This window comes from Aeoliella fuhlenseeensis (assembly GCF_052161615.1).
GTDB lineage: Bacteria > Planctomycetota > Planctomycetia > Pirellulales > Lacipirellulaceae > Aeoliella.
Window position 1 is genome coordinate 4,899,976 of sequence record NZ_CP197417.1, and the last position, 23,886, is coordinate 4,923,861.

18 protein-coding genes are annotated in these 23,886 nt (G+C 60.4%); 5 read left to right on the plus strand and 13 right to left on the minus strand.

Features of this window, described 5'->3' with window-relative positions; genetic code table 11:
- The first annotated feature begins 43 nt into the window (after nucleotides 1-43).
- Nucleotides 44-2,926, plus strand: coding sequence for a serine hydrolase (locus tag SH292x_RS19185; protein ID WP_442482636.1), 2,883 nt, complete (start codon nucleotides 44-46; stop codon nucleotides 2,924-2,926).
- Entirely contained in the window at nucleotides 2,919-4,235 is a 1,317-nt protein-coding gene (locus SH292x_RS19190) for a right-handed parallel beta-helix repeat-containing protein (protein ID WP_442482637.1), read from the plus strand. Before SH292x_RS19185 ends, SH292x_RS19190 begins: the two co-directional genes overlap by 8 nt.
- 15 nt (nucleotides 4,236-4,250) lie before the next feature.
- Here the strand turns inward: SH292x_RS19190 and SH292x_RS19195 are convergent, their stop codons facing one another.
- From SH292x_RS19195 to SH292x_RS19220, 6 genes are all read right to left on the minus strand, one after another.
- Nucleotides 4,251-4,892 carry a helix-turn-helix domain-containing protein gene (locus SH292x_RS19195; protein ID WP_442482638.1) on the minus strand — a complete coding sequence of 214 codons (642 nt, stop codon included), beginning with the start codon at nucleotides 4,890-4,892 and terminating at the stop codon, nucleotides 4,251-4,253.
- A 183-nt stretch (nucleotides 4,893-5,075) separates the two neighbouring features.
- Nucleotides 5,076-6,209 carry a serine hydrolase domain-containing protein gene (locus SH292x_RS19200; protein WP_442482639.1) on the minus strand — a complete coding sequence of 378 codons (1,134 nt, stop codon included), beginning with the start codon at nucleotides 6,207-6,209 and terminating at the stop codon, nucleotides 5,076-5,078.
- Between the two features lie 46 nt (nucleotides 6,210-6,255).
- Nucleotides 6,256-7,503, minus strand: coding sequence for an alginate lyase family protein (locus tag SH292x_RS19205; RefSeq protein ID WP_442482640.1), 1,248 nt, complete (start codon nucleotides 7,501-7,503; stop codon nucleotides 6,256-6,258).
- A gap of 2 nt (nucleotides 7,504-7,505) precedes the next feature.
- Nucleotides 7,506-8,945: an enolase C-terminal domain-like protein gene (locus tag SH292x_RS19210; protein ID WP_442482641.1), complete on the minus strand. Its 1,440-nt coding sequence runs from the start codon at nucleotides 8,943-8,945 to the stop codon at nucleotides 7,506-7,508.
- A gap of 54 nt (nucleotides 8,946-8,999) precedes the next feature.
- Nucleotides 9,000-10,361, minus strand: coding sequence for a Gfo/Idh/MocA family protein (locus SH292x_RS19215; RefSeq protein ID WP_442482642.1), 1,362 nt, complete (start codon nucleotides 10,359-10,361; stop codon nucleotides 9,000-9,002).
- A gap of 321 nt (nucleotides 10,362-10,682) precedes the next feature.
- Nucleotides 10,683-11,345, minus strand: a complete 663-nt coding sequence (locus SH292x_RS19220; protein WP_442482643.1) for a hypothetical protein — start codon at nucleotides 11,343-11,345, stop codon at nucleotides 10,683-10,685.
- A 556-nt stretch (nucleotides 11,346-11,901) separates the two neighbouring features.
- Between SH292x_RS19220 and SH292x_RS19225 the strand changes: the two genes are divergently transcribed.
- Complete coding sequence (locus tag SH292x_RS19225) at nucleotides 11,902-12,609, plus strand: hypothetical protein (protein ID WP_442482644.1); 708 nt, start codon at nucleotides 11,902-11,904, stop codon at nucleotides 12,607-12,609.
- 145 nt (nucleotides 12,610-12,754) lie between these two features.
- Here the strand turns inward: SH292x_RS19225 and SH292x_RS19230 are convergent, their stop codons facing one another.
- The 7 genes from SH292x_RS19230 to SH292x_RS19260 form a co-directional block, all read right to left on the minus strand.
- Nucleotides 12,755-15,298, minus strand: coding sequence for a hypothetical protein (locus tag SH292x_RS19230; RefSeq protein ID WP_442482645.1), 2,544 nt, complete (start codon nucleotides 15,296-15,298; stop codon nucleotides 12,755-12,757).
- A 311-nt stretch (nucleotides 15,299-15,609) separates the two neighbouring features.
- Complete coding sequence (locus SH292x_RS19235; protein WP_442482646.1) at nucleotides 15,610-16,044, minus strand: Hsp20/alpha crystallin family protein; 435 nt, start codon at nucleotides 16,042-16,044, stop codon at nucleotides 15,610-15,612.
- A 256-nt stretch (nucleotides 16,045-16,300) separates the two neighbouring features.
- A complete protein-coding gene (locus SH292x_RS19240; protein ID WP_442482647.1) occupies nucleotides 16,301-16,786 on the minus strand; it encodes a YiiD C-terminal domain-containing protein in 486 nt (161 codons plus the stop codon).
- Between the two features lie 96 nt (nucleotides 16,787-16,882).
- Nucleotides 16,883-17,863 carry a DUF481 domain-containing protein gene (locus SH292x_RS19245; RefSeq protein WP_442482648.1) on the minus strand — a complete coding sequence of 327 codons (981 nt, stop codon included), beginning with the start codon at nucleotides 17,861-17,863 and terminating at the stop codon, nucleotides 16,883-16,885.
- Nucleotides 17,864-18,391: 528 nt separating this feature from the next.
- Nucleotides 18,392-18,715 (minus strand): YbjQ family protein, encoded by a 324-nt coding sequence (locus SH292x_RS19250; protein WP_442482649.1) that lies wholly within the window; start codon nucleotides 18,713-18,715, stop codon nucleotides 18,392-18,394.
- 178 nt (nucleotides 18,716-18,893) lie between these two features.
- The gene (locus SH292x_RS19255; RefSeq protein ID WP_442482650.1) at nucleotides 18,894-20,537 is read right to left on the minus strand and encodes a DUF7453 family protein; all 1,644 of its coding nucleotides are present in this window, start codon (nucleotides 20,535-20,537) and stop codon (nucleotides 18,894-18,896) included.
- 352 nt (nucleotides 20,538-20,889) lie between these two features.
- Nucleotides 20,890-22,449, minus strand: coding sequence for a hypothetical protein (locus SH292x_RS19260; RefSeq protein WP_442482651.1), 1,560 nt, complete (start codon nucleotides 22,447-22,449; stop codon nucleotides 20,890-20,892).
- 519 nt (nucleotides 22,450-22,968) lie between these two features.
- On the opposite strand from SH292x_RS19260, the gene SH292x_RS19265 reads away from it, so the two are divergent.
- Together SH292x_RS19265 and SH292x_RS19270 are read left to right on the plus strand one after the other, a co-directional pair.
- Nucleotides 22,969-23,214, plus strand: a complete 246-nt coding sequence (locus tag SH292x_RS19265) for a type II toxin-antitoxin system Phd/YefM family antitoxin (protein ID WP_442482652.1) — start codon at nucleotides 22,969-22,971, stop codon at nucleotides 23,212-23,214.
- Nucleotides 23,211-23,627, plus strand: a complete 417-nt coding sequence (locus SH292x_RS19270; protein WP_442482653.1) for a type II toxin-antitoxin system VapC family toxin — start codon at nucleotides 23,211-23,213, stop codon at nucleotides 23,625-23,627. The genes SH292x_RS19265 and SH292x_RS19270 overlap by 4 nt, the downstream gene beginning before the upstream one ends.
- Nucleotides 23,628-23,886: the final 259 nt, after the last annotated feature.

Sequence of the window (23,886 nt, forward strand, 5' to 3'; positions counted from 1 at the left end):
GTTGACCTGCCAACTATCCCACCTGAAGTAGAAAAGCCTACCGATGCTTAGCCGCCCCCTGTACCGCCCCCGCCTGCTGATCACCGCTCTCTTTGTTGCCACTAGTTTGATGACTTGCTCGGCGACGACGTTCGCGGCGAAGAAGTACGATCTCCTCATTCGGGGCGGGCGTGTGGTCGATGGCACGGGTGCGCCGTGGTACGAGGCGGACGTGGCCGTGGCCGGTGGAAAAATAGCCGCGATTGGTAAGCTCCGCGCCCGCGATGCTCACCGCGTGGTGGATGCCAAAGGGCTGATCGTCGCCCCCGGTTTCGTCGACATGATGGGCCAAACAGCGACGCCGATGATGGAGGATCCGAGCACCGCCGAGAACCTTCTGCGGCAGGGCATTACGACCATCAACGCGGGCGAGGGTTCCAGCGAAGCGCCGCTCGACGACGAGCGAGCGGCCCAAGTCGGTTGGCAGAACATGGCCGAGTACTTTCAGATGCTCGAGCTCAAGGGCCTACCTGTGAACGTCGTTCAGACGGTCGGCCATTCGCAGATTCGCCGGCTGGTGATCGGCGAAGAGGACCGCCGTCCTACGGACGAAGAACTCGACGCGATGCGCGAGCACGTTCGCGAGGCGATGCAAGCCGGGGCGATTGGAGTTTCGACCGCCCTCATCTACCCGCCAGCCGTGTATGGCAAGACCGACGAAATCGCGGCCCTCGCCGAAGTCGCCGGCCACTACGGCGGGCGCTACTACACGCACATGCGAAATGAAGGCGACGAACTGCTCGCCGCAATTGACGAGGCGCTAGCGATCGGTCGCCAAGGTGGCACGCCCGTGCACATCTACCACCTGAAAGCCGCCGGCAAGCACAACTGGGGCAAGATGCAGCTCGCGATCGCCAAGATCAAAGAAGCCCGGGCCGAGGGCCATCAAGTCACCGCCGACATCTACCCGTACGATTTCAATGGCTTGGGACTCGAAGCGCTCATTCATCCCCGGCACTTTGCCAAGGGCAAGGGGCAACTCTATCGCCGACTCGACGACGCCGAACTCCAGGCCGAGATTCGCAAGGAGATGGAAGAGACCGACGGTTGGGAGAACTGGTACCGCCACGCGGGTAGCGACTGGAATCGAGTGCTGGTGGGCAACACCAGCAACAAGAAGTACGCCAAGTGGGTCGGCCAAAGCGTCGCCGCCATCGCCAAGGAGTCCGGCGAGGAGCCTTGGGACGTCTTCTTCGAGCTCGTGCCCGACAACACGTTCGCCATGCCGATCACCATGTCCGAGGCCAACATCATTCGTGCCATGCAGGAGGAGTTCGTCTCCTTCTGCACCGACGTCGGCCCCGCCTCGGAGTCGCGGAGTGTTTCGCACCCGCGTTCGCACGGAGCTTTCCCGAAGTTGTTCTCGTGCTACGTCCGCGATCTGGGGGCGATCTCTCTCGAACGCGCCGTCGCCCAAGCAAGTGCTGTGGCTGCTAACGAAGTGCTGGCGTACGATCGCGGCAAGCTCGCCGTGGGACTCGCCGCCGACATCATCGCGTTCGATTACGACACCTTCGCCGACACCGCCACGCCCGCCGAGCCACGCAAGATGCCCGAGGGCATGAAGTACGTGGTGGTCAACGGCAAGCTGGTGCTCGACGATGGCAAAACCACCGACCATCGGCCCGGCCGCGTGCTGCGTGGTCCAGGCTACAAGGCCGAGAAGGCACCGTACCAACTTCTCACCGGCAAGCGAGACGATCGTTTGGAATCGATCGACCGCGTGGTCCAAGAGTTCATGAAGCAGCACAGCGTGCCCGGGTGCTCGCTCGCCATCACCGAGAACGGCCGGCTCGTGTACTCGCGAGGGTTTGGTTACTCGGACATCGCCGCAGGCGAGCAGGTGGAACCGACCGATCTGTTCCGCATCGCCAGCGTTTCAAAGCCGATCACCGCGCTCGCCATCATGCAGCTTGTCGACGAAGGCAAGCTGACGCTCGACACCCCGGTGTTCGACATCCTGACCGAATACGAACCGCATCTCGAAGAAGGGGCGAAGTTCGATGAACGACAGAACCAGATCACCATTCGCCATCTGCTCGACCATCGCGGCGGCTGGGATCGCGACGTTTCGTTCGACGGCATGTTCCAATCGGTCCGATTCGCCCGCGCTCTGGATACTCCTCCGCCGGCCGAGCACAACGAGATCATCCGGGCCATGATGGGCTTGCCGCTCGACTTTAACCCCGGCGAACGCTACGCGTACTCGAACTACGGATACTGTTTGTTGGGTCGCGTAATCGAGAAGCTGACTGGCCAGAAGTACGACGACTACGTCAAGGAGCACGTCCTGGCTCCTGTGGGCGTCACGGACATGGTCATCGGCGCGACGCACCTTGAGGGCCGTAAGAACAACGAAGTGCGGTACTACGATCCGAACGTCACGCGGTCGGTCTATGCCGCGAACCTGCACCAGCGCGTACCGAGCCCGTACGGTGCATGGTATCTGGAATCCATGGACTCGCACGGGGCGTGGATTGCCTCGGCGATTGACTTGGTACGCATCGCTGACTCGCTGAACGACGCGGAGAACTGCCCGCTCTTAAAATCGGAATCGGTCGAGCTACTTTGCGACCGTCCCGAAGGCCTTGCCGGTTATGATAAGGAGGGCAAGAAACTGCCCACCTACTACGGCCTCGGCTGGCAGATCACCAGCGACGCCGATGGCAAGGTATTGATTCAAGAGCACGGCGGCGCGCTCCCCGGCACCAACACCAAACTGGTACGTCGCAGCGACGGCCGGAACTACGCCTTGTTGTTCAATTCCCGCGTTTCGCCGACTTCGGGGAACATCGTGAACGACATGGCCGCGATCCTCAATCGCACGCTCGACGACACCCCGCCGATTGCGGACACCAACTACTACGACGACTACAAGCATGAGTAATGTTCGCGACTTCGGGGCGGTGGGTGATGGGAAGACCGACGACACGCAGGCGATTCGCCACGCGATGTTCGATGGCGATGGATGGATCGAGTTTCCCCGGGGCGAGTATCTCATCAGCGAGACACTCGAAATCCCGCTCGAACGCACCGGCTACATCGCCCTCGAAGGAAGCGGAGGCACTGCAAAGATCATCATGTCGGCCGCCGGCCCCGCCATTCGGCTTGTCGGCACGCACCTCCGCGGCGCGGCCCATCCTCCGGACATCCAGCCCCGCGTCTGGAAGTCGCAGCGGATGCCCACCGTTCGCCACCTGGAGATCACCGCCACGCACCCCGAGGCGGATGGCATCGACCTCGTAGGCACCATGCAGGCGATCATCGAAGGGGTGTTGATTCACCGCGTTCGCCATGGCATTCGTGTCCGCGAACGCAACCGCAACATCATCATCGACAGCTCGCACATCTATCACAACACGGGCATTGGCATCTATCTCGACGGAGTGAATCTCCATCAAATCAACATCGTCGGCTGTCATGTTAGCTACAACCGCCTCGGTGGCATTCGAATCGAGCGATCGGAGATTCGCAACCTGCAAATCACCGGCAACGATATCGAGTACAACAACCACCTCCGCCACGAAGGACTCTCACCCGAACCTACCGCAGAAATCTTCATCGACACCCGCGCGCCTGGCGCAACGGTGGACGAAGTGACCATCGCGTCGAACACCATCCAGGCGACCCCCTCGCCTGGCGGGGCCAACATTCGCATCCTGGACAACGGCGGCAAAGACCGTCCGCCGGGACTCTTCGCCATCACCGGCAACATCATCGGCAGCCAGGAGGTCAACCTTCACTTCGTGGGCTGCTACGGACCCGTGGTATCGGGGAACTCCGTGTACTCTGCCACCAAGCTATCGGTACTCGCCGAGAGGTGCGAACAGCTCAACTTCACGGGCAACAACTTTCGCCGCCATGCCGACGATCGATTCGCCGGCATGAAGCTCGACCATTGCCGCAACAGTATCCTCTCCGGCTGCCACTTCCGCGACGAAACGCCTGGCGGTCAGAACTTTCCTCTTCTGGAAATGGACGCCTGCGAGCGGATCAGCATCGTTGGCTGTCAGTTCCTGGATGGCACGCCCGTGGCCATCGAAGCCAACGACTGCCAAGGCATCCAGCTCGTCGGCTGCACCATCGCTCGCAGCACGGGCGAGCCCAACGAACAACTGGCCGTACGGTTCCGGGGCACTAGCAAGAACAATGAGCTAGCCGCGTGCCACGTCGATGGTAAGGTCGAAATGCCGTAAGCACGAAACGGGTTCTCAACCCGCGTCCTGCGCGAGTCCCATCATGCCGTACTTGTGCAGCTTCTTGTAGAGCGTGACACGGCTCACGCCCAGGGCGGCGGCCGCCTTCGAGCGATTGTTGTTATGGGCTGCGAGCGCCTGCGAAATCGCGGCAAGCTCTGCCGACCGGCGTGACGACTCCAGTTCAAACGGCACGGGCAGCGTGGCGGCTAGCGACACAGGCCCAAAGTTCGCGAGCGACAGTTCGCTGGCACGCTCACGACTGACGCGGCTGGGCCGCGGCGCATGATAGGCACGCCACGATTCGTAACCGATCTGCATCGCCATCCGCGAGAAGTCGATCGGCGTCGGCAAGCAATCGGTCACGCCAAGCTGGAGCAAACTCACCGCACCGGCGGGATCAAACGCGTCCATCACTGCGACCACCGCGGGCTGCGATTCGTGGTCCTCCGCAAGCGTTAGCAGCTGCTTCCAATCGACGGAAGTAGCCACGTCGGCGTGGAAGTACACAATGGCGAGCGACGGGTGACTAGCGAGTATTGCCTCGTTGAGATGCGTGGAAATCGCGAAGAACACATCCTGCCAACGCGACACATGCGCCGCGACTTCGTCGCGCAGCGCATCGCTCGAACTTATAAACAGTGCAGTAGCGGCCATCGCAGGTACATACCCCCAATGCGCAATCAGTTCAGCCTGACCACGCTCCCAAAACGCCGCCTTGCACCAAGACCAGCCCACAGATCGGCCGGCAATTCCCTACAGAAACCCCAATCGGAACACGCCGCCTATTATCCCCACTCATCCCACCTTGTCAATCGAAAGCCGCCCAGGAGTACGGGTTTATTCCCGCTTCGCGTCGCTCTCGGCCAGGGAAAGCAGCTTCATCGCCACGCCGTGGAGTTCGGCGTCCTCCAAGTTGCACATAATGGCGGCCGATTTCCCCGTTTTGGGATCCAGCACCAGGTACGTGCTCACACCCGCCTGTCCGCCGCTATGCCCCACCACCGGGTTAGGCTCCCCGGCCAAAAGCCGGCAACCCAGGCCGTAACCGGTCTTCTTGCCATCGGTGGTTTGCTGCTCGGTGATCATCGCCGCCAGGGTTGCGTCCTCCAGCAGCTTTCCTTTCGCGAGGGCATCGGCGAAGCGAGCCAGGTCGGTCGGCGTCGACATCATACCACCCCCCGGCACTTTGACGCTCGTGTCGTGCAGCGCCGCGTTATAGAGTTCGCCCGGCTTCAAATCGCGGCGGCCCCAACCACGCCCGCGTTCCGGCCGCATGTAGCCCGCCGCGCGATTGGCGAGGATGCGGTAGTGATGGTCGACCTGAGTCGCGCTCATCTCTGCCACGTTAGTCACGGAGTCACGCAGGTACTCGTCGAACTTCGCGCCCGACCGCCGCTCGACGATCGCCCCCAATAGGTTGTAGCCAAACGAACTGTAGAGGTACTCGGTACCAGGCTCGGATACGAGCGGGTCGTTCACGAACGTGGTCATTGCCGACTGCACGTCGGGGAAGTGCCGCGTCGAGTTGTTCTCGCCGGGGTACTTGTAGTGCCGCACGCCGGCCAGATGCCCCAGAAGTTGGCGACACGTGAAAGTCCAATCGTCCTTGTCGAGCTCGGGGAAATACTCGGACACCGGCGTATCGAGATCGAGCTTCCCATCCTCCGCGAGTTGCAATACGGCCACCGCGGTGAACATCTTGCAGATCGACGCGGTGCGAAAGAGCGTCTCGGGCTTCACCGGCACCTGATGCTCGACGTCCGCAAGGCCGTAACCTTTCGCCAGCACAACATCTCCGTCCCTGCCAATGGCGATCGAAACGCCAGGGATGCCTTGTCGCTCCATCAGTTTTGTGACCAGCTGATCGGCGGCAGCTTCGAGCGACTCGGTCGCTTCTTCCGCACCGCGACCGAGGTCCGCATTCGCGACTACCAGAACCAGAGCCATCCAGCACGTCAAAACACTGCGCATCACGAACCTCGCACTCAGATGGGGTCAACACCGCCTGGCTTGTAGATCACTTGGCAACCGCTTCCGGCGGCACGCGCTGCGTGAGCACCGGCAGCATCCATTCGCTCGACTTCCGCAGCTTCTCGTCGCCAAGGAACTCAGTATAGCTGGGATCATCGGACTTCGCGTAGCCGACGAGCAGCAACTGGCAGCTTGACGGAGTAAACCGCAGCGGGACGATCTGCTGATGAGTCCATGGCTTCTGGAACTGAAGATAGGGCCCGAGAAATTCGAGCCCGTCTTTGATGTTCGCCCCCTTCTTGGGTTCGTTCCACAGGTCGAGGCCCACTCGCTCGCCACACTTCGCACAGACAACCAGGGCTACCAAGTTGAAGCGTGCATAGTCGAAGGAGCGCGTCCGCGCCATCTCGCGCGGTTGCGAGCCATCTTCGGCGAACGTGTGCTGCATCTGCTTGTCACGAAGCTCTTCGATCACCCGCTTGGCCACTTCCGGCCGATCCACTACTAGCGCCATGCGGGCGACTTGTGCCGCGTACCAGGTGCCGTGATTGTTCGGGGCCTTCTGCTCCTCCAGCCCCATTTCACTCTCCAGCAGCCAATCGAGGTACGCAGCCGTCCAATCATAAAATCCCTTCACTTGCGACTCGTCGAGGGCTCCCGTCGATTGAAGCAAGACGACTGCGTCGAACAACTCGACGAGAGCCGAGGTGTCGATAATGCCCACCTTCCGACCATCCACCCGACCGGGTATCGCTTGGCCAAACTCCAGATGCGGGTTCATCTTCGTGGCGGGATCAAGAAACCACGTGGAGAGGTGCCGCGCCGCGGCTTCGCCGTACTTCTTATCGGCCGTCAAGTAATTGGCGAGCGAAAGATACACCACGGAGTTGACCATCGCCTCCATGCGGTCGCTGTCGCCGTTTTCCACCAACTTGTAGTTCGTCTCCCCGTCGCGGCGAATGTAGGGCAAGCCATCCGGCTTCGCGGGATCGGGCCACCAGTAGATGCCGTAACTCGCGTAGTCGTGCTTATCGCCGCTTGGCGGAACGAGTTCCTTGTCCATCACGGAGACCGGCTTCTGCAACACCGCGGCATCCGCTCCCCTCCGAAGCTCCTTCATCGCCGCGTGTTCTAAGGGCGTACGACGTTCGGGATTCTCTCTCAGTTCGGCCAGTCGTTCGCCATCCCAAACCACCGTGCGAGGCACCTCCATTGCCAAGAGCGCACGGGACAGGCTCACCGCGATCACCACCGCGCACGCGGCCACACGGATTGCAATCGAGAATTTCACCATGGCTAACTCGCGAACGAACAGGCGGGGGCGGGCAGCGGGCGGGCGATCTCGTCGACGCGGTACCCGAAACCCGTGCCCGCCGTTGTTGAAAGATCCAGCCGGCCGTTCACCCGCCGGTACATGCCCGGATGCACGCGGGCTTCGATGTCGGAGGCGGCGGGGTAGAACTGCATTCCGTTCGATTCCACACCCAGCAGCGTGTCGCAGTTAGCGGCCAGTTGCAGATGCGGAATCTGGGCCAGCATCGGGTTCGTCAGGTCCTGCACCATCAGCCGCATGCCATGCGCCTGAGCCCAACAGAGCGACAATAGCGCGCCCGACAATGTCTTGCAGGTCTTCAGCGCCACGCCCGTCCAGCCGAGCGACCGGCCGAGCTTCACCAGCTCCCAGTTGTGCGCGCTCTCGTCCATTAGCAGCAGCTTGCGCTCCGACACCGAATGGACATCAATGCGGTGCTCTTCCAGATCGTAAGGAAACGGCTGCTCGATGTAGGTGATACTCTGGTAAATCGCTGGGGCCTCGCGTTCGAGTCGATCGAGCACATCGACTACGTACGCTGGATCGGTCACCGTGCAGTTGAAATCCGCCGTCAAGTACTTCACGCCGAGCTCAAGCGACACCTGCCCCACGTCGAGCAGCCGCTGGTAGTCCCACGCGGCGTCGTTGCCACGGAGTTTCACCTTGAGGCACTGGAGCCCATCGCGGCGTATCCAGTCCGTAAGCAGCACCGGATGATCGTCCGTGGGCTCGCTGCCATCAAGATCAGCCGGCGTCACCGGGTCGAGCCCGCCGACCAAATGCCAAGCCACGAGCGACGTCTCCGCCGGACGCTTCAGAAAGTCGACGGGATACTTCCCCGCGAAATCAACCTCTGCATCGGCAGCAGGCGTGAGGTACCGGCTCAGATCGAAGTTCAAATGCTCCGGCCCTAGCGTCTCCCACACCGACTTGCCACACAGCTTGCCGAACGCGTCGTAGATGGCGAGGTCGAACATCGAACAGCACAACAGCCCCGCCAGCAGCGGCAACGATTCACCAGCCGGCGACGCCGCGGCGAGCGCTTCGAGTTCGACCTCCAGCACTTGCTCTTGAAACTGATGCCCAATCTCCAGCGGATGCCCCACGGCATCGAAGCCCGCCAGCCGTTCGGCCATGAGCTCGGCGAAGGCCTGCATCGCCGTGAGACGCGACTGGTACGGCAGCGGCGATGGCCATACCCACTGCACGCTCAATGGAGTTTCGCCCCAGCCCGTCTCGCGCCGGCCCGAGCGATCTTCGACCGTCACCGCCGCCCGCGCGCAGACAACGGATGTCAGCGTCTCGGTGCCAAACTTCAATGGCACGCGCGTTTCGATTGGCAAATAATAGAGCTCGACCGCCACCACGCGAACATTCGTCGGCTTGGTCGATAACGAAACGGTTGGTAGCGAACTGCGAGACAAAGGCAACTTCTCGATAGTGTGTAAACAATAATTCGAATCGCCCGCGGCGGACGACTAACTCTGCCAATCGATACGAGCTTCGCGGTCGAGCAACCGATTCGCTTCAGCGCTTCGCGCCCCCGTAAACTCTTCGGCAACAGGATCCCACTTTAACCTTGTCCGGAGGTGCATCGCAATGTTGCCAAGGTGGCACACCGTTGCACTCCGATGCCCCACCTCGACCGGGGCGTTGGGCTCTTTGCGCGATTGAACGCACGCCAGAAAATTCTTCGCGTGGTCGGGGTTCGAGTGATAACCCTTCGACGACTGCAGGCTCTTGGGCGTTAGCTCCTGCGGAATCACCATCGGGTTCTGCCCCGCGGCGTCGATGCTCACCACCCCTTCGGTTCCGAAAAAGGTGGTGCGGACGCTCGGCACCCCTGTCATGCAATCGAGCGTCACGCCACCCTTGTACTTGCAACGAAAACCCGTGTGCGTCGCCGTGTCAAACAGACTTCCCTTCGGCAGGTAGTCGGCATAAACGTGCTCGACCTCCACAGGCCCCGAGTCGTCCATGCCTAGCCCCCACTGCGCGATGTCGAGCGAGTGCGCCCCGAAGTTCGTCACCTGCCCCCCCGAGTAGTCGTACAGGAATCGAAAGTTGTACAGACAACGATCGGCGTGGTACGGGGCGTCCGGCGCGGGACCTAGCCACATCTCGTAGTCGAATCCCTCGGGCACCGGCATTGGCTTCCAGCCGGGGCCAGGGCCGGTCTTGTTGTTCAACCCGACGTGCGCCACCACACGTTTCACTTCACCAATCTTCCCACTCCGCACGAGCTCCACCGCGTCCCGCACCAAGGGATTCGAGCGCTCGTGCGAGCCCGTTTGCAGAATGCGGTTGTGCTTACGAACCGCCTCGACCATCCGCTTCTGCCCCGCGATGGTCAGGCCGAGTGGCTTCTCGCAGTAAATGTCTTTCCCCGCTTCGGCCGCGGCGATGGTCATGGTCTCGTGCCAATGATCGGGCACCACGATCACCACGGCGTCGATGTCGTCGCGGGCGATCAAGTTGCGGAAGTCGGGGTACGCCTCGCAACCCTTGTAGCTCCCCGACGGCGAGTTCTTGGCGTAGAACTCTTCGACCATCTTCTTACCCGGCTCGAGTCCTCGGACATCGTTCGGATTTTTGTAGCCCTTGCTGCCACGATTCACATCCGACACCGCCACCACTTGGCAGTTCGATTGGCGCAAGAACGAACCCAGGTCGAAGAATCCCTGATTGCCCAGACCGATGAAGCCGACGTTCACACGGTTGCTCGGAGCGTCCTTGCCAAACACGCTGGCAGGCACCACGTAGGGCGCAGCCACGGCAATAGCTCCCGCCTCCTTCAAGAAACTCCGCCGCGAGCTCGCCGCCGCTTCTAACTGACCCATCGCCATCGTCCGCCTTCGCTGGGGTGTCGCAAGTAGAACTCGAAGGCGCGGCACAAAACGCGCCCTGCCCCCAACCTTCTATTCTGACGACCCCGCCGGGGCTTCCCATCCAATTAAACGGACGAGGGTACCGTATTTTACGCATCACCCAGCGGATACTTTTTTGCTCGCCACCTAGTCACCAAATGCAACTACCTCCGACATCATGGCATCCCACGATGTTCGGAGGTAGTCGTTGTTCGGAGATTCGCCGCGAACGAGCGGACGAATTAATCCTCATCGCAATCGCGCTGAGCGATTGGTCGAATAAGCGAATTACGCTTACGGGCCATACAGGTGGAAGTGAACGCCACCACCCCAGTAGGGGTTCGCGTAACCCCCGTTCGGGTAGGGGTTGTTCAAGTCGTCGAGCTTTGCGGCCTGGTTGCTCTGCGCGAATTCCTTTTGCACTTCGAGTGTCTGCTGCTCAACGTTCGCCGCGGCGGTCTCGCCTTCGGAAATGTTGTTGAGGTTCTGGTCGGCTTGGTTGTCAGCAGCCAGCGATTGGTTCATCTCCGCCTTGTGAACGTTCTGGTACCACCACTGCTGAGCGGCAGCCATCTGCTGGGCGTGCTGAAGCGACTGCTGAGCGGTCATGTGTGCCTGAGCGTGAGTTCCACTCTGCGATGCGTGCGCGTGAGTCAGCGCGAACAGCTTCATCTGCGCGGGAGTCATCGTCTCGAGACCTTGCAGCATCTCGGCCTTCTCGGCTTCCGATAGCGCGGTGTTATCCTGCAAATGTTCGGTCACCGAAGCGCGAGCTCGCAACATGTCCGGCGAGTTCCAAGCCGCTTCGCGATCGGACGACACGTTGCCCGTGCCACCCGGCGAGCCAACGCTCTGGGCATGCGATGCTTCCACCCCGGCGCGAATCGCCACGACCGCCAAAGCGCCGAGCGCTACGTAAGTTAACTTGATCCACAGGCTGGGGGACGAAGTACGCATGGTAGTAACCCTTCCAAATCGTTACGGCAACGAAATAAACAACGTGCAACGCGCGGCGGCACAATCGGCCAATCACAGCACCCTGTAATGTACGTCCTGCGATGACGCGCGGCTCGCAATTCCCACGAAACGCGACCCGCATAAATCCGGCACAAATCGTACAAACGGCCCCCGATGAGCCCGCTAAACGCATTGGATACGAGCAAGCGCCCCCCGTCAAACTAGCGACGCAAGTCCGAGGGGTTACAAACCCGTAACGAGAAATCCCGGCAATGAGGCGCGAACTCTCCGGTTTCCACGCTACTCCGTCCCCGATAGCCCATGGCGGAAGCCTTGGGTTTTTCCGAGGGACAACGTTCCCACAAAGCCAAGACTCCCGTCATGGGCTAACCCTCCGAAATCGGAAGATCAATAACCGCGCAGCAAACAACCCGCCCCTTGCTAGCTACGACCGCTTCGCCGCCCTTGCCCCACCCCTTGCGGTTTCCTACAAGCGAACCTCTGTCCCGCTTACCCGTAAACGCCCGCCTGCCTTCTTCCACAAAAGGGTGCCGCGATGAGTGCTCGTGCAGTTCGCCTGATGTGTGCTCTGCTGATTCTGCTCACGTTCGTAGCGATACCAGCCCGAAGCGAAGAGCCGGCGACGTCCACCGATGTGCGGCATCTTGAGCTAGGCGATCGCTACCAGGTAGTCGTCCGCCGCGACGACGTCGAGCAGCGGTACTCTGGCGAGCTCGTCCAGCTGACCGACGAATGGCTCGTGCTGCGGTTTCTCAGCGACCCACACCCCGAGCCTAGCCTTCTCGTTGTTAGCAATCCTTCTAAAAGCATTTGGGGGGACGTCGAAGAACGGCTCGGCTGCACCACCTATGAAGGCTGGATACCACGTTCGGTGTCTACCGTCGTGGGGCGAACGCTAGTCGCTGACAAGACCGCCTTCAAACGCGTCACGTCCGATAAGCCCGACTGGAAGTCGGTACAACGCGTGGAATTCGTCGCCGAAGGAAAGTCTAGCCGTCTCACGGGCACTATTCGTGTTGAAAACGAGACGGTTAGTTGCTTGACCCTCAGCCTTTTCGAACACCGGACCCCTTGGCCAATGCTCGGATACATTCCGGGGGTGGGACCACTATGCACAAGCTCCGAACTGGAATTGATGGAAAACGAGCATCAAATCCCGCTCGAAAGCATCCTGTCGTTTCAGGTGCCCACGGACTGTGGTTGGTTTCCACTGGCACCCCTGGAGCGTACCAGCTTCTGGTAGCCGACGGCGCGTGCTTCGCAAACTTTCGCGCTCAAATCATCACTAGCCCATGGCGGAAGCCTTGGGTTTGCCGCGCGTTGCGTCCTGTCCCACCCCACGACTCCCGTCGAGGGCTAGGGCCCTTAGTATGCTGCGCCCCTCAGCACTACTTCCAAACCGGCGCGTAACGATCGAGTTGCACCGTGCGGTCTTCTGCCTCAGGTCCAATCGCGATCGACAGCCAGCCGTCGTCGATTACCATCTGCGTGATCATCAAACCGCGGAGCCGCGCGTCATTCGCGTACTCGCCACCCACCGCGACGTAGCCGTCGTTCGGAAACACCTTGCCGAAGATGGTCTGCAATCGCATCCGCTGGGCGTTCGACATCTTGCCTTCGAGATACGGACCCGCCTGGTACTCAAGTCGCGCGACCAGGCCATCGGCCTTGGGCGCGTAGTAAAGGTGGACCGTGAAGTCGCGGTTCGCCCGGCCGCGCACCACGAGCTCCTTCACTTGCATCGCGACGTGCATTTTTCCATCCACCAGTTCGAACGTGATCGGCGTTCCTTCGGCGAACTCGATCTCGGCTTCGCGCGAGTCGGCGTCGAGCTCCTCGACCGGCAAGTGCGGGGCGAACTGGCGGATGTGGGCTGCGAAGTCCTCGGCGGTGAAGTGCTCGCCGGCGAGGTTCATGCCCGACACCAGGTTCGTGAACGCCGACTGATGCAGTTGAGCACTCGCCAGGCTATCGCTCGGCGCCTGGGGGCGGGGAGTCAACGAGGTCAGGCCGTTGGCGTGCGCCACACGCACCCGCGCCACGAGCCGCTCGTCGGTCGTCAGCATCTCGACGGGCTCGATCGACACGCCACCCATCGCCAGCGGCATCACAACGCGCGATTCCCATTCTTTGGTCGCGCGGTCCACCGCTTCGCGAGTCGCGCGGGTCACTTCTTGCTGCACCCGGTCTTCCGTCTTCGCGGAAACCTGATTCTGAGCCCGACCGCGACGCTCGGCGAAGCCATCCGCCGCTTTGCCGCGGATAAAACCACCGAGCAGCGGCACCGCGTCGTACTCGCTGCGGGCGTTCACGAAGCGACTCACGCTGTTGGCGTCCGCCACCACGCGGCCCAGGTGCATGCCCTGCGAATCAATCACTAACTGCTGCCGCGCGGCGAAGTTCGTCGAGCCATTGGTTCGCACGCGAACGGTCCGCTCGAACGCCACGGTCTGCGATTGCGCGTTGCCCGTAATCTCCAGGCCCAAACGCCACGCGTTCGGATCGGGCAGCAGCGTCACCGACGCCGAAGTCTCCGTAATCGCCCGGCCACTCACCGGTGTACCAAGCACACGGTCGCTAACCGGTTCGACCTTCGACTGGCCCCGCGGCAGAAAACGATTCACTAGGTCGTCCGTCAGCGCGACGCGAGCGTTGGCGTTTTTATACTGATCGGAGAGAGCTTCCGAAAGTTCCTGACGGCCGACGTTGCCCGACTGCGACAGCTGGGCGAGACGAATCGCGAGGAGTTCGCCGTTAGCCGCGGTGGGTTGCGACTCGTACTGCTCGACTTCGCGCAGCAACTGATCCACTGCGACCTGCGAGTGCAGCGACACTCGGCTCACACGCAACCGGTTGCCCGAGCTCGGAAAGTCCACCAGCGCGATCCGATCGGCAGCGGGCGTCGCCAAGTTCGCCACCGCGTGCCAGATCTCCACACGACGCCACATCGCGTACCGAGCACGACGCAGCTTGGTCGCAAGCGCAGGATCAGTCGACTCGGCAGCCAGCTGCTCGGCTTCTTCCGAGAGGTTTGCGAGACGCTCGAGGTTGTCGACGACGGTGAACGCCGAGTTCGACTGGGGATTCGTAAGCAGATCGATGTGCGACAATGACACCATCGCCCACTGCGTGCATTGCGGTTCGAGTGCAAGCTCCTTCAGCAGCGCCACCAGCGTGTTCGGCTCGGCGAACTGCGGCCGATCGAGCGCCGACTGTAAACCTTCGGCGAGCCACGGCCGCATTGCAGCGACTACTTGTTGATCCAAAGGAGCCGCGAGGGTCTTGAGCTCAACCACGGGCTGCGAACGCGGGATCATCGCCAAACGTTCGTTCGCGCCGGTGAGCGCCGGGCCGTAGAGTAGCGAAGGAGGCGATGCGAATCGCCGTGAGTTATCGACGGTTTCGGTTGTCGCTGTTTCCCTACGCAGGATTTCCAGTGTCGCACTCGGCAACCGGCTCCACGCCGCTTGCCCCTGGCCACCGACGAGCAACCATGCGGGGTGCGACGGATTCAGCTTACGTAAAATGGCAAACTGCGCGAGCGTATTCGCTTCGGGCTTCGCAGGCTGGAGCAACCATTCGACCGAACCACGCTGCACGAGCTGCCGATCGGCCCCGGGCATCAGCATCGCGTTTAGCTGCGCCTCGAAAAGCTCAGTGGTCTCGGCGTCGACGTCAATCCATGCGCCTTTGTCGGCCGAACTAGTGGCGCGAAACTGCGGAGCAAGATTTTGCCACACGTGCGCCGGTGGCGTGCCCGCCTCGAGCAGCGCGAGCTGATGCGACAGCCGTGTCGACGGCGTCGATGCCAAGCGCAACGTCCGCGACGGCGGCTGCCACGTGACGAACGTGGAATACACCACCATCGCGACGAATCCAGTGAGGATCGTCCGGTTCAGGTTGGGTCGGGTACGTACGTGATTGCCAGCCATGGCAGCTTCCGCTCTGTCGTTTCAGTCCATTGAAAGCCCCCTCGGACATGGATGCATCGCTAGCATCGCCCGACAGGAGCCATAACCTCACGTTCAAATTCGGTAGGCTGGGGGACATGATTGAACGCGATCAGGCAGGATGAGCGATTTACGGAAAGCTTGTCGGCTACAAAAGCTTTAACCCATACAACGCTTACTCGCCGGCCACGGATACACGAAACAACCGGCCGGCGAGAGCTTGGCGCAAAAAAGTGCGGCCGCACCCACGAGGTGCGGCCGCCATAGGTTCTCGTCTCGCCACGCACTACAAATTACGCGGACTTGACTTCAATTCGCTTCGGCTGCAGCTCAGGCCGCTTGCCGATCGAAACACGCAGCACGCCCTCGCTCAGCGTGGCCTCGATGGTGTCGGGGTCCACGGTGTCGGGGAGAGCCAGTGTGCGGGTGACCTTGCCGTAGCCACGCTCGTTGTGCCACAAGGTTCCCTCGTGCTCGGGGGTCTTGCGCTCCAGCGTCAGCGACAGCCGGCCTTTGTCGAACGTGATGTCAACGTCCTCGAGCTTCACGCCGGGGGCGTCGACTTCGACGTGCAACTGGTCCTTGCCCTCCCAAATCGCGGCCGGCGCACGCCAAGCAGCGCCGCGGGCCGTCGCATTGCCCAGGAATTGGTCGACAAACGAATCGACCTCAGCCAGGGCCGCGGGGAAGATGTTTTGGATACGGTTGTGGGATTGGGTGGTCTTCATTGTTTACCTCCTCTTAGGAAATGAACCTGGCGAACCAGTGGACCGATGGGTTTCGGGCGGCCCCGGCAGTTCCGAGGCCACGTACGGCCTTAAAAGCAAGCTCCGTGCCAATTACCCATCAACGCCACAAGTTGCTTTTGGTAAAACACTTACGACGAGCACAACGGCACCGCCTCGCACGCGAAGTGCCATATTGGCAGCATCAAGAGGCTAACGAGCAGGTTTATCCCCCGCAGGGAGTGGCCATTTTGGCAGACTACGGGCGAGTCACCACGTAAGAGCCGGCGAAGTAGACCGCCGGGTTGTCGTCGCCAGGGATTTCGACCACCAGATCGAGCTTCGCCTGACCTTTTTCCAGGTACATCTCGGCGAAATGCTGCTCGGACTGCGGGTCGATTGGCAGGCAGCGGGCCGAGACGCGGCTCGTGGCCACGGGGCGGTGGTACTTGATGCTGCTGCGCCGGATGACAATGGTCCCCTGCAGCTCCAGGCGCCGGAGCACGAGGTACATCGTCCCCCAGCCGGCGATCGTACACAGGGCGTTCAGACTGCCGGCGAACGCCGTCTGCTGGTGGTTCCGATTCAGTTCGAGTGGCATCGCCACCGCCAACCCGCCGGCGGTGTAATCGACCACCTCGATCGCCATCTGGGCACACATCGGTATGTCGCGCTCCAGCACTTGCTGAAGATCAGCAAGGTGCGACGCGGGGACATCGTAGGATGGGGGAGTGGTGCCGTGCACTAGCGTGGGGTCCGAACTCGGAGGGCGTTCGAAAGTTCGCCGTATTCTAGCCAAAGGGGGTCGACTATGAGAACGGGGCTAGACTGCGGGAAGTACTCAAAGTTTCCACATCAGGAGGACGGAGTAATTCAGGTTGTTCGGGTTCGCGCCAAACGGATCGCTATCGTGACGATTGTTCGCCGCAATCTTGAGACTCAGGTTCGAGGGCTGCGACAAGAGAACTTCCCAGGCGATCTCGGAGAGCAACCGGTAGCGGGTGAAGTCCTCGAACTCGGGAAAGTAATCCATGCCGGCGGTGAGCTTCTGCATCTCGTTAAGCTGTTGCTCGTAGTCCACACCAAACTGCGCTTCCGGCACCCAGTCGCTGTCGGGCGCGCCGATTTCTTGCGACGCACCAGCACCGACGCTTGTCGTCAATTTGATCGCCTCGCGATCGATCCATTGATAGCCGAGACCGGAGTTGACGTTGACGTTCAGATCGAACGCCTGAAAGCGGTCGTAGTACAACTGAGTTAGTGCGTAAATCGACCAGGGCGAATCGCCGAACAACCAGTCGTGGCGAAAGTTGAGCTGCGCGTTGTTCTGCGTATCGACGCCACCGGCTTGGGTGCGATTGAAGTAGAGATCGAAATCGACCTTACGAACGTCGCTTTTGTGCTTGATGTAACCACCAGTCCGAAGGCTCATGGTTTCACTGGTACCGCTCGAACCGTTTAGGCCAAGCTCGAACGCCTTTTCCCACTCCGATATCTCTACCCAGTGCGTGGGGTAGTACCAGGGAGTTTCATTTTCGACGAGCACGCTGACGTCGACTTCGCCAGAAACCGCCGGCACTTCGGCGAGCGGGATTTCTTCGGCAGCGGGCACGGCTGGAACTACTGGAACGGCTTCGAGCTGTGGGCCGTTGAGTTCCAGCGGCAGGTTCTCGGGAATGTCGAGTGCCGCGTACGGAGAGGGCAGATTCTCGGCGTAGTTCTGGGCCGCTGCGTTCGTTGCGAGCACCAGGCATGCGAGCCAACTCGTCGCCAACAGCGCGAGGGATTTTCGCCCGGCAGTACTCGGGTAGGACGAGATCATGCGAATTCGATGGAGAAGAGAGACAAGAAAGCCCGCGGTTTGTAGCAAACGGACTGCGGGCCAGCAAGCGAAGTAGCTGCGGGTGCTAGCAAGGCGCCCCGCGGAGTCCCCGACCCAAAACTTGAGAAATTGTTTCACGTGAAACAATGGAAAACGCGGGCTATCTGTGGAACTGGATTCCAGAAACCGCTCGGCCCGGCTGGCAAGCTTCTAAACTTGAACCAATGTTTCACGTGAAACAATTTGCGCACCTCCGGCGGCGGTGGGAGGGCACTTTCGGAAGTTGTGGGAGTGCTCTCCGAGCCCGACTTTGCTCCGGCCCCAACTTGAGAAATTGTTTCACGTGAAACAATTTCGTGAGCATTCGCCCGGAACCGACATGTATACACACGTTCCCGCACCCCGATTAGAGCATGGGCGTGAGTACTTTCAAGTGACTTTTTTGCGCGAATGCAAAATAGTTGGCGGGGTACTAACGAGCCTAAATGCGCGAACGTGAGTTGCGCTCAAGCGATCGTGCTCCCGCTCTCACACCCCCGGCTCGATCACGACCGCGGTGCCGTAGCATAGGACTTCGGTCGCACCTTCGGCAACTTCCGAGGCGTCGTAGCGCATGCCGACGATGGCGTTGGCGCCCATCTGCTGGGCGTGTTCGATCATGCGGTCGTAGGCTTGGCCGCGGGCTTGTTCGCACATTTGGGCGTAGGCCTCGATGTGGCCGCCGACGATGCTCTTCAGCCCGCCGACGATGCCTTGCGAGATGGTCGGCATGCGAACCACGATGCCACGGACGACGCCGCGGTACTCGACGATCTGGTGGCCATCGACGGTGAACGTGGTGGAAGCGAGCATGTTCGGATCCCTTGAAATCTGTGTGGACGGTGAATCGGTTGAGGAAGAGTAGCCCATGACGGGAGTCTTGGGTTCTTGTGTTTGCTGGAATGCGAAAAACCCATGGCTTCCGCCTTGGGCTAGAGTAGTAATGGTAGGAATAGTACTGGGTGGGTGACATCGGAATGCCACGGCCCACCTAGGCAGAACCCTGGAGCGGTTGCACGCCCTTTTGTTCCTTGGTTCGCATGCGGAGCGCGCACGTCACCACGCCAATCGCAAGTAGTATCCAAGTGCCGGGTTCAGGAATTCTTTCGAGCGAAATCACGAAAACCCCTTGCGAGTAGTCGGTGAAGCTCAAAGTAAGCGCGAGGTCTCCATTGTCGTTGAGCCCACCCTCCCGAACTTCAATAAAACGAATGGTTCGCAAGTCCGTCAATTCTCCTGGATCCACATCGAACTCGCTTCCTGCCGCGAGTATCAGCTCCAATGTTCCTTCTTGATCGTAGTGCCATAGGCCTTGTTGGAATGCCGAGGGTGCACTTGGACTGTTCGCTGTCCCGAACACGACAAGGTCACCTGTTGCGTTCTGAATCGGCGTAGACAGCGTACGGAACGTGAAGCCATCCGGCATCCCGATCGCGGCGTCGCCTCGTTTCGCAATGAGCTGTAGGTCGTCGGGCTGCCCAACCCACAAGCTGTCACCGAACTTCTGCACTCGATCGGCGCTGCTTAAGGTAGCTAACAGGGCCATTCGACCCGCGGAGTTTGGTACGCTAAATCCGTTGATCGAGTCGAAGACCTGGCTTCCGCCACTACCCGGAACGGGATGCCCTTCGAATGCAACTAGCTGTGTATCGTTGGGAGAGGATTGAAGCCACACCCCCGAATCGAGACTTGGCCAACTTGGGGGAGACACGACCGTAGCGGAAAAGAGGGCCTGACCGGAGGGAGTCAAGGCAACACTACCGAACGCATCGAAGTGATAGCCGGCCGGAAGTCCTGGGACAGGGTCCATCTCTTTTGCAAGCAATGTCAAACCACCACTGGGTTCGGACCTCCAAAGGGCTTCGAGTTCTTCGCCCAAGGCATTCGCCATTGGGGAAGTGAATCCGACTTGTCCGGCGCCGTTTACCGCGAGTCCCTCCAGATTGCTGCTAAGTTCGTATCCAGTAGGTACTCCTGGGAGAGCCGTTCCTGGACGCGCCACTAGCTGCAGTCCCGTCGCATCGGTGTATCTCCAAATTCCGATACGGCCCGTAGAACTAATCCCTGGCCCCTGCAGTTCCCCTTGGAACACGACGCCCCCGGGCTGGTCAGTGGCAATCGGAACGAACTGAGTGAATTCGACTCCCGGCGGCGTGCCCGGCGCGCGCTGACCCGAACTTGCGATGAGGCGGAGGGCGCCAGAGGTTGTCACGGCCCACACTCCGCTTGGTTGCTCGGCCGGGGAGGGGTTTGACGAGTCTTTGCTCTGAGCTACGAATGCTGTCCGCCCAAGGGAATCGAGCACGGGAGTGGGAAGGAAGTTGTTGGTGTAAACCGAGTCGCTGGGCATGCCGACGGCGGGCATTCCGGTTTTTGCGACAATCCTCGAAGGCAAACCTGGGTCGCCAACGGTGAGGCGCGTATCAGGACCACTGAATGGTTGCCCGGGGATGCTGGACCAGAACAGCACGCGCGCCGAATTGTTGATTGCCGGAGCCTCGAAACCGTAGGCTGAGTCTGCACCGAAGTTGCCCATGGCGACAACGCGGTCGACCTGAACAGCGTGCTGGCCCGGGGCCTCAGCTCCTAGAAGGCCTGCAACAACGGTGAGGAGCATCGAAGGCAGGGCAAGCATACGGCGACTCACGGGGGGTGGAGATGGAGAGCCTAGAGTATAGCGAGCCTCGTTCACCGCACCACACTTCACCGCGAGTCCTCATCGAATCTTAATGGGGTTCCACAGTTCTTCTTGCGAATGCCACTCATGGTATCGCATTGGTCCCACAATGGGGCCGATAGGTTTTGGGAACTCACGTGTGTTTGCTGGAATGCGAAGAACCCATGGCTTCCGCCTTGGGCTAGTAGGGAGGAGAGGGGAGGAGGTGAGGAACGGAATGAATTCCGTTGTACGAAACGAAAAAAGCGGGCCGGCTTCTTTCGAAACCGGCCCGCTTTTGTTTTTCAATCTCTCGCTAGGTTAGCGAGAGTTAGTTGCAGCAACCACCGTGGTGACGGTGACGGAGACGGCTCAGGCAGCCACCACCGAAACGCTTGCAGCTGTAGCTTTCGCAACCGCAGCTCGAAGCGCTGTCGCATCCGCAGCCGTTGTCGGCGGGGACGGTGACTTCTTGAGCAACCATCTTGCAAACCTTCACTTCCACTTCCTTGGTGACCTGGTGAGGAACCATGACCGTGTAGGTCTCGGTCTTCTCTTCGCTCACGCAGTCGTAGGTCGTGACGTTGTAGGTGCGGGTACGCTCTTCGGCAACCATGGTGCAAGTTTCAACTTCCTTGGTCATGGTCTCGGGAACGCACTTGGTGACGGTGTACTCGCGGGTGCGGGTCTCGGGCTTGCACTTGGTGACCTGGACGGTCTTGGTGCGAGTCTCGGGGACGCACTTGGTGACGGTGTAGGTGCGAGTACGCTCCTCAGGCTTGCACTTGGTAACGGTGCAGGTGCGGGTACGCTCCTCGGTGGTCATACGGCAAACCTTGACGGTCTTGGTACGAGTCTCGGGGACCATCTTGCACACCTTGTAGGTGCGAGTGCGCTCTTCGGGCTTGCACTTGGTAACAGTGCAAGTGCGGGTGCGCTCTTCGGCCTTGCACTTGGTAACGGTGCAGGTGTAAGGAACTTCCTCGGTCACGCACTCGTAGGTGGTGCAAGGAACTTCACGGGTCTCGCAGCCAGGAACCCAGCAGCGCTTGCACACGGTGCGAGTCGCGGGGGCACAGCCACAAGGATCTTCGCAGCCGTTGCTGCAACCACCGCAGGGCACTTCGACCATCTGGGTTTCCCAGTGACCGGTGTTGACGGTGACAGTGCGGGTGCTCTGGACCGGGACGCGCTTGGTCACCTTACGGGTGCCAGTCACTTCTTCGGTGTAAGGAACCTGCACGGTGTACTTCTGCTCCACCTCTTCGGTGTAGGGAACCATCACGGTGTAGGTCGAGGTCTTCTCTTCGTACGAGGGAACCATCACGGTGTAGGTAACTTCCTTGTCCTCGTAGACAGGAACCTGCACGGTGTACTTCTGCTCGACTTCTTCGGTGTAGGGGACCATGACGGTGTAGGTCGAGGTCTTCTCTTCTTGAGTCGGCACCATCACGGTGTACTCAACGGTCTTCTCTTCGGTGTAAGGAACCATGACGGTGTATTCACAGGTCTTGGTTTCCTGAACCGGCTTCATGACCGTGTACTCAACGGTCTTGGTGCCCTTTTGGGGAACCATGACGGTGTAGGTTTCGGTCTTCTCTTCGGTCTTGGGAACGCTCTTCTTCACGGTGTAAGTACGAGTCCGCTCTTCGGGCTTGCACTCGGTGGTCGTGACGGTCTTCATCACGGTCTCGTAGGTGGGGACGTAGATGGTCTTGGTGACCATCGTCTCGCCACAACCTTCACCGGTCGCTTCGCCGCAACCACAATCCGAAGCCGCCTTGGCACAACCACAATCGGAGCTGGCGGGTGCTCCACATCCACAGTCGGCCATGGCCGACCCAACGGTCAGCAGCATCGCGGCTGCAGCCATCCCTAGGTAACGCAACATAAGTTCCTCCCATCCCACTGATGAAAAAATTGAACTCCCGCCATTTCCACTTCGAGCTGTGTACCCCCCTAACGGGATGCACCAGGACGCAGCACTGTGTGAAACAGGGAAATTTAGGAAGAGTTGCGGCTTTATTAGTAGGTCCCCGCAACTCCAAACCATCCGACACGACATTCGTGGCGGAATACACATGTTTTCTTGCCCGATTCTGACCCGGACACTGGACTAAGATAGCCCCGTAATTGGGGGCAGGGAAGCCTCGGGTGGGAATTTCGGCAAAGTTTCACGGTTGGGAATCCAGAGAAACCTACGGGGAATAACGGGGCAAACCGAGCGGGATCGCACGGGTTGGGGGACTCCTTAGTGGTGGCGGACCGAAGTCGCAGTTGGGGTAGAGGTTGCGATTCGTCCGGCCAGGGGAGGGGTTGGGCGGATTCGCTCAGGTGTAGGAATTTTGACAGACACTCGGGAATGGCCTAGCATTGGATTAGTCACACTAGTCAAAAGAAGGGAGGCGTGATGGCACGAACCGAGTGGTCCATTGCCGAGGCCAAAAGCCGGTTGAGCGAAGTGCTTAACCAAGCGGAAGTCGAAGCGCAAATCATCACCCGCCGCCACCGGAAGTTCGTGCTTCTGAGTGGCAGTGAGTACTCGCAGTTAGTGGGAAATCAGCGGAGCCTTAAAGACCTGATTCTTAGCGGCCCAACTTTGGAGAATGTGGAACTGGAGCGCGACCGGAGCGTGGGGCGGGAAGCCCTGCTGTGAGAACACTGATCGATACGTGCGTGCTGTCCGAGGTCCAGCGAAACGCGGGCAATCCGCGAGTTCGGGAACGCCTCGAAGCGTTACCAGCCGACGACCTATTTCTCAGCGTGCTGACGGTCGGCGAACTGCGAAAAGTGATCGATAAGCTCAAGGCGGGGGCGCGCAAGCGATCGCTCGACGCGTGGCTTGAGCAGATGATTGCTGCGGCCGGAGATCGCGTTCTTGAACTCGACCTTGAGACAGCAACCATCTGGGGCGAGGTCACCGCGAAATGCGAAAAGAAGGGGAAGCCAATTCCCGCGATCGATGGTCTGATCGCCGCGACCGCGCTGCGGCATGGTCTTCATCTGATGACTCGCAATGTGGGTGACTTTGAGGCTACAGGGGTGATGCTGGTGAATCCCTGGGAGTAGAGTTGATGTGGGAGGGGTCTCCAAATCTTGAATTCTTGTGGGAGGGCTCTCCGAGCCCGAAGAACTGCGGAGGGAATCGGCCTCGGAGAGGCCTCACACAATTCTCCCCACCTCCTACAAGTATCTTGGCCTCCTACAGGGGACTTGCCGAAGATTTTTCCTTCCCCCCTGCACTTAACCGAAATGTGACCTATGGTTGCGGTATGCGAACCCCTCTGCAGCGGACGGCTCTGGTGAGCCGGTGCTGTGTAGGGAGTCG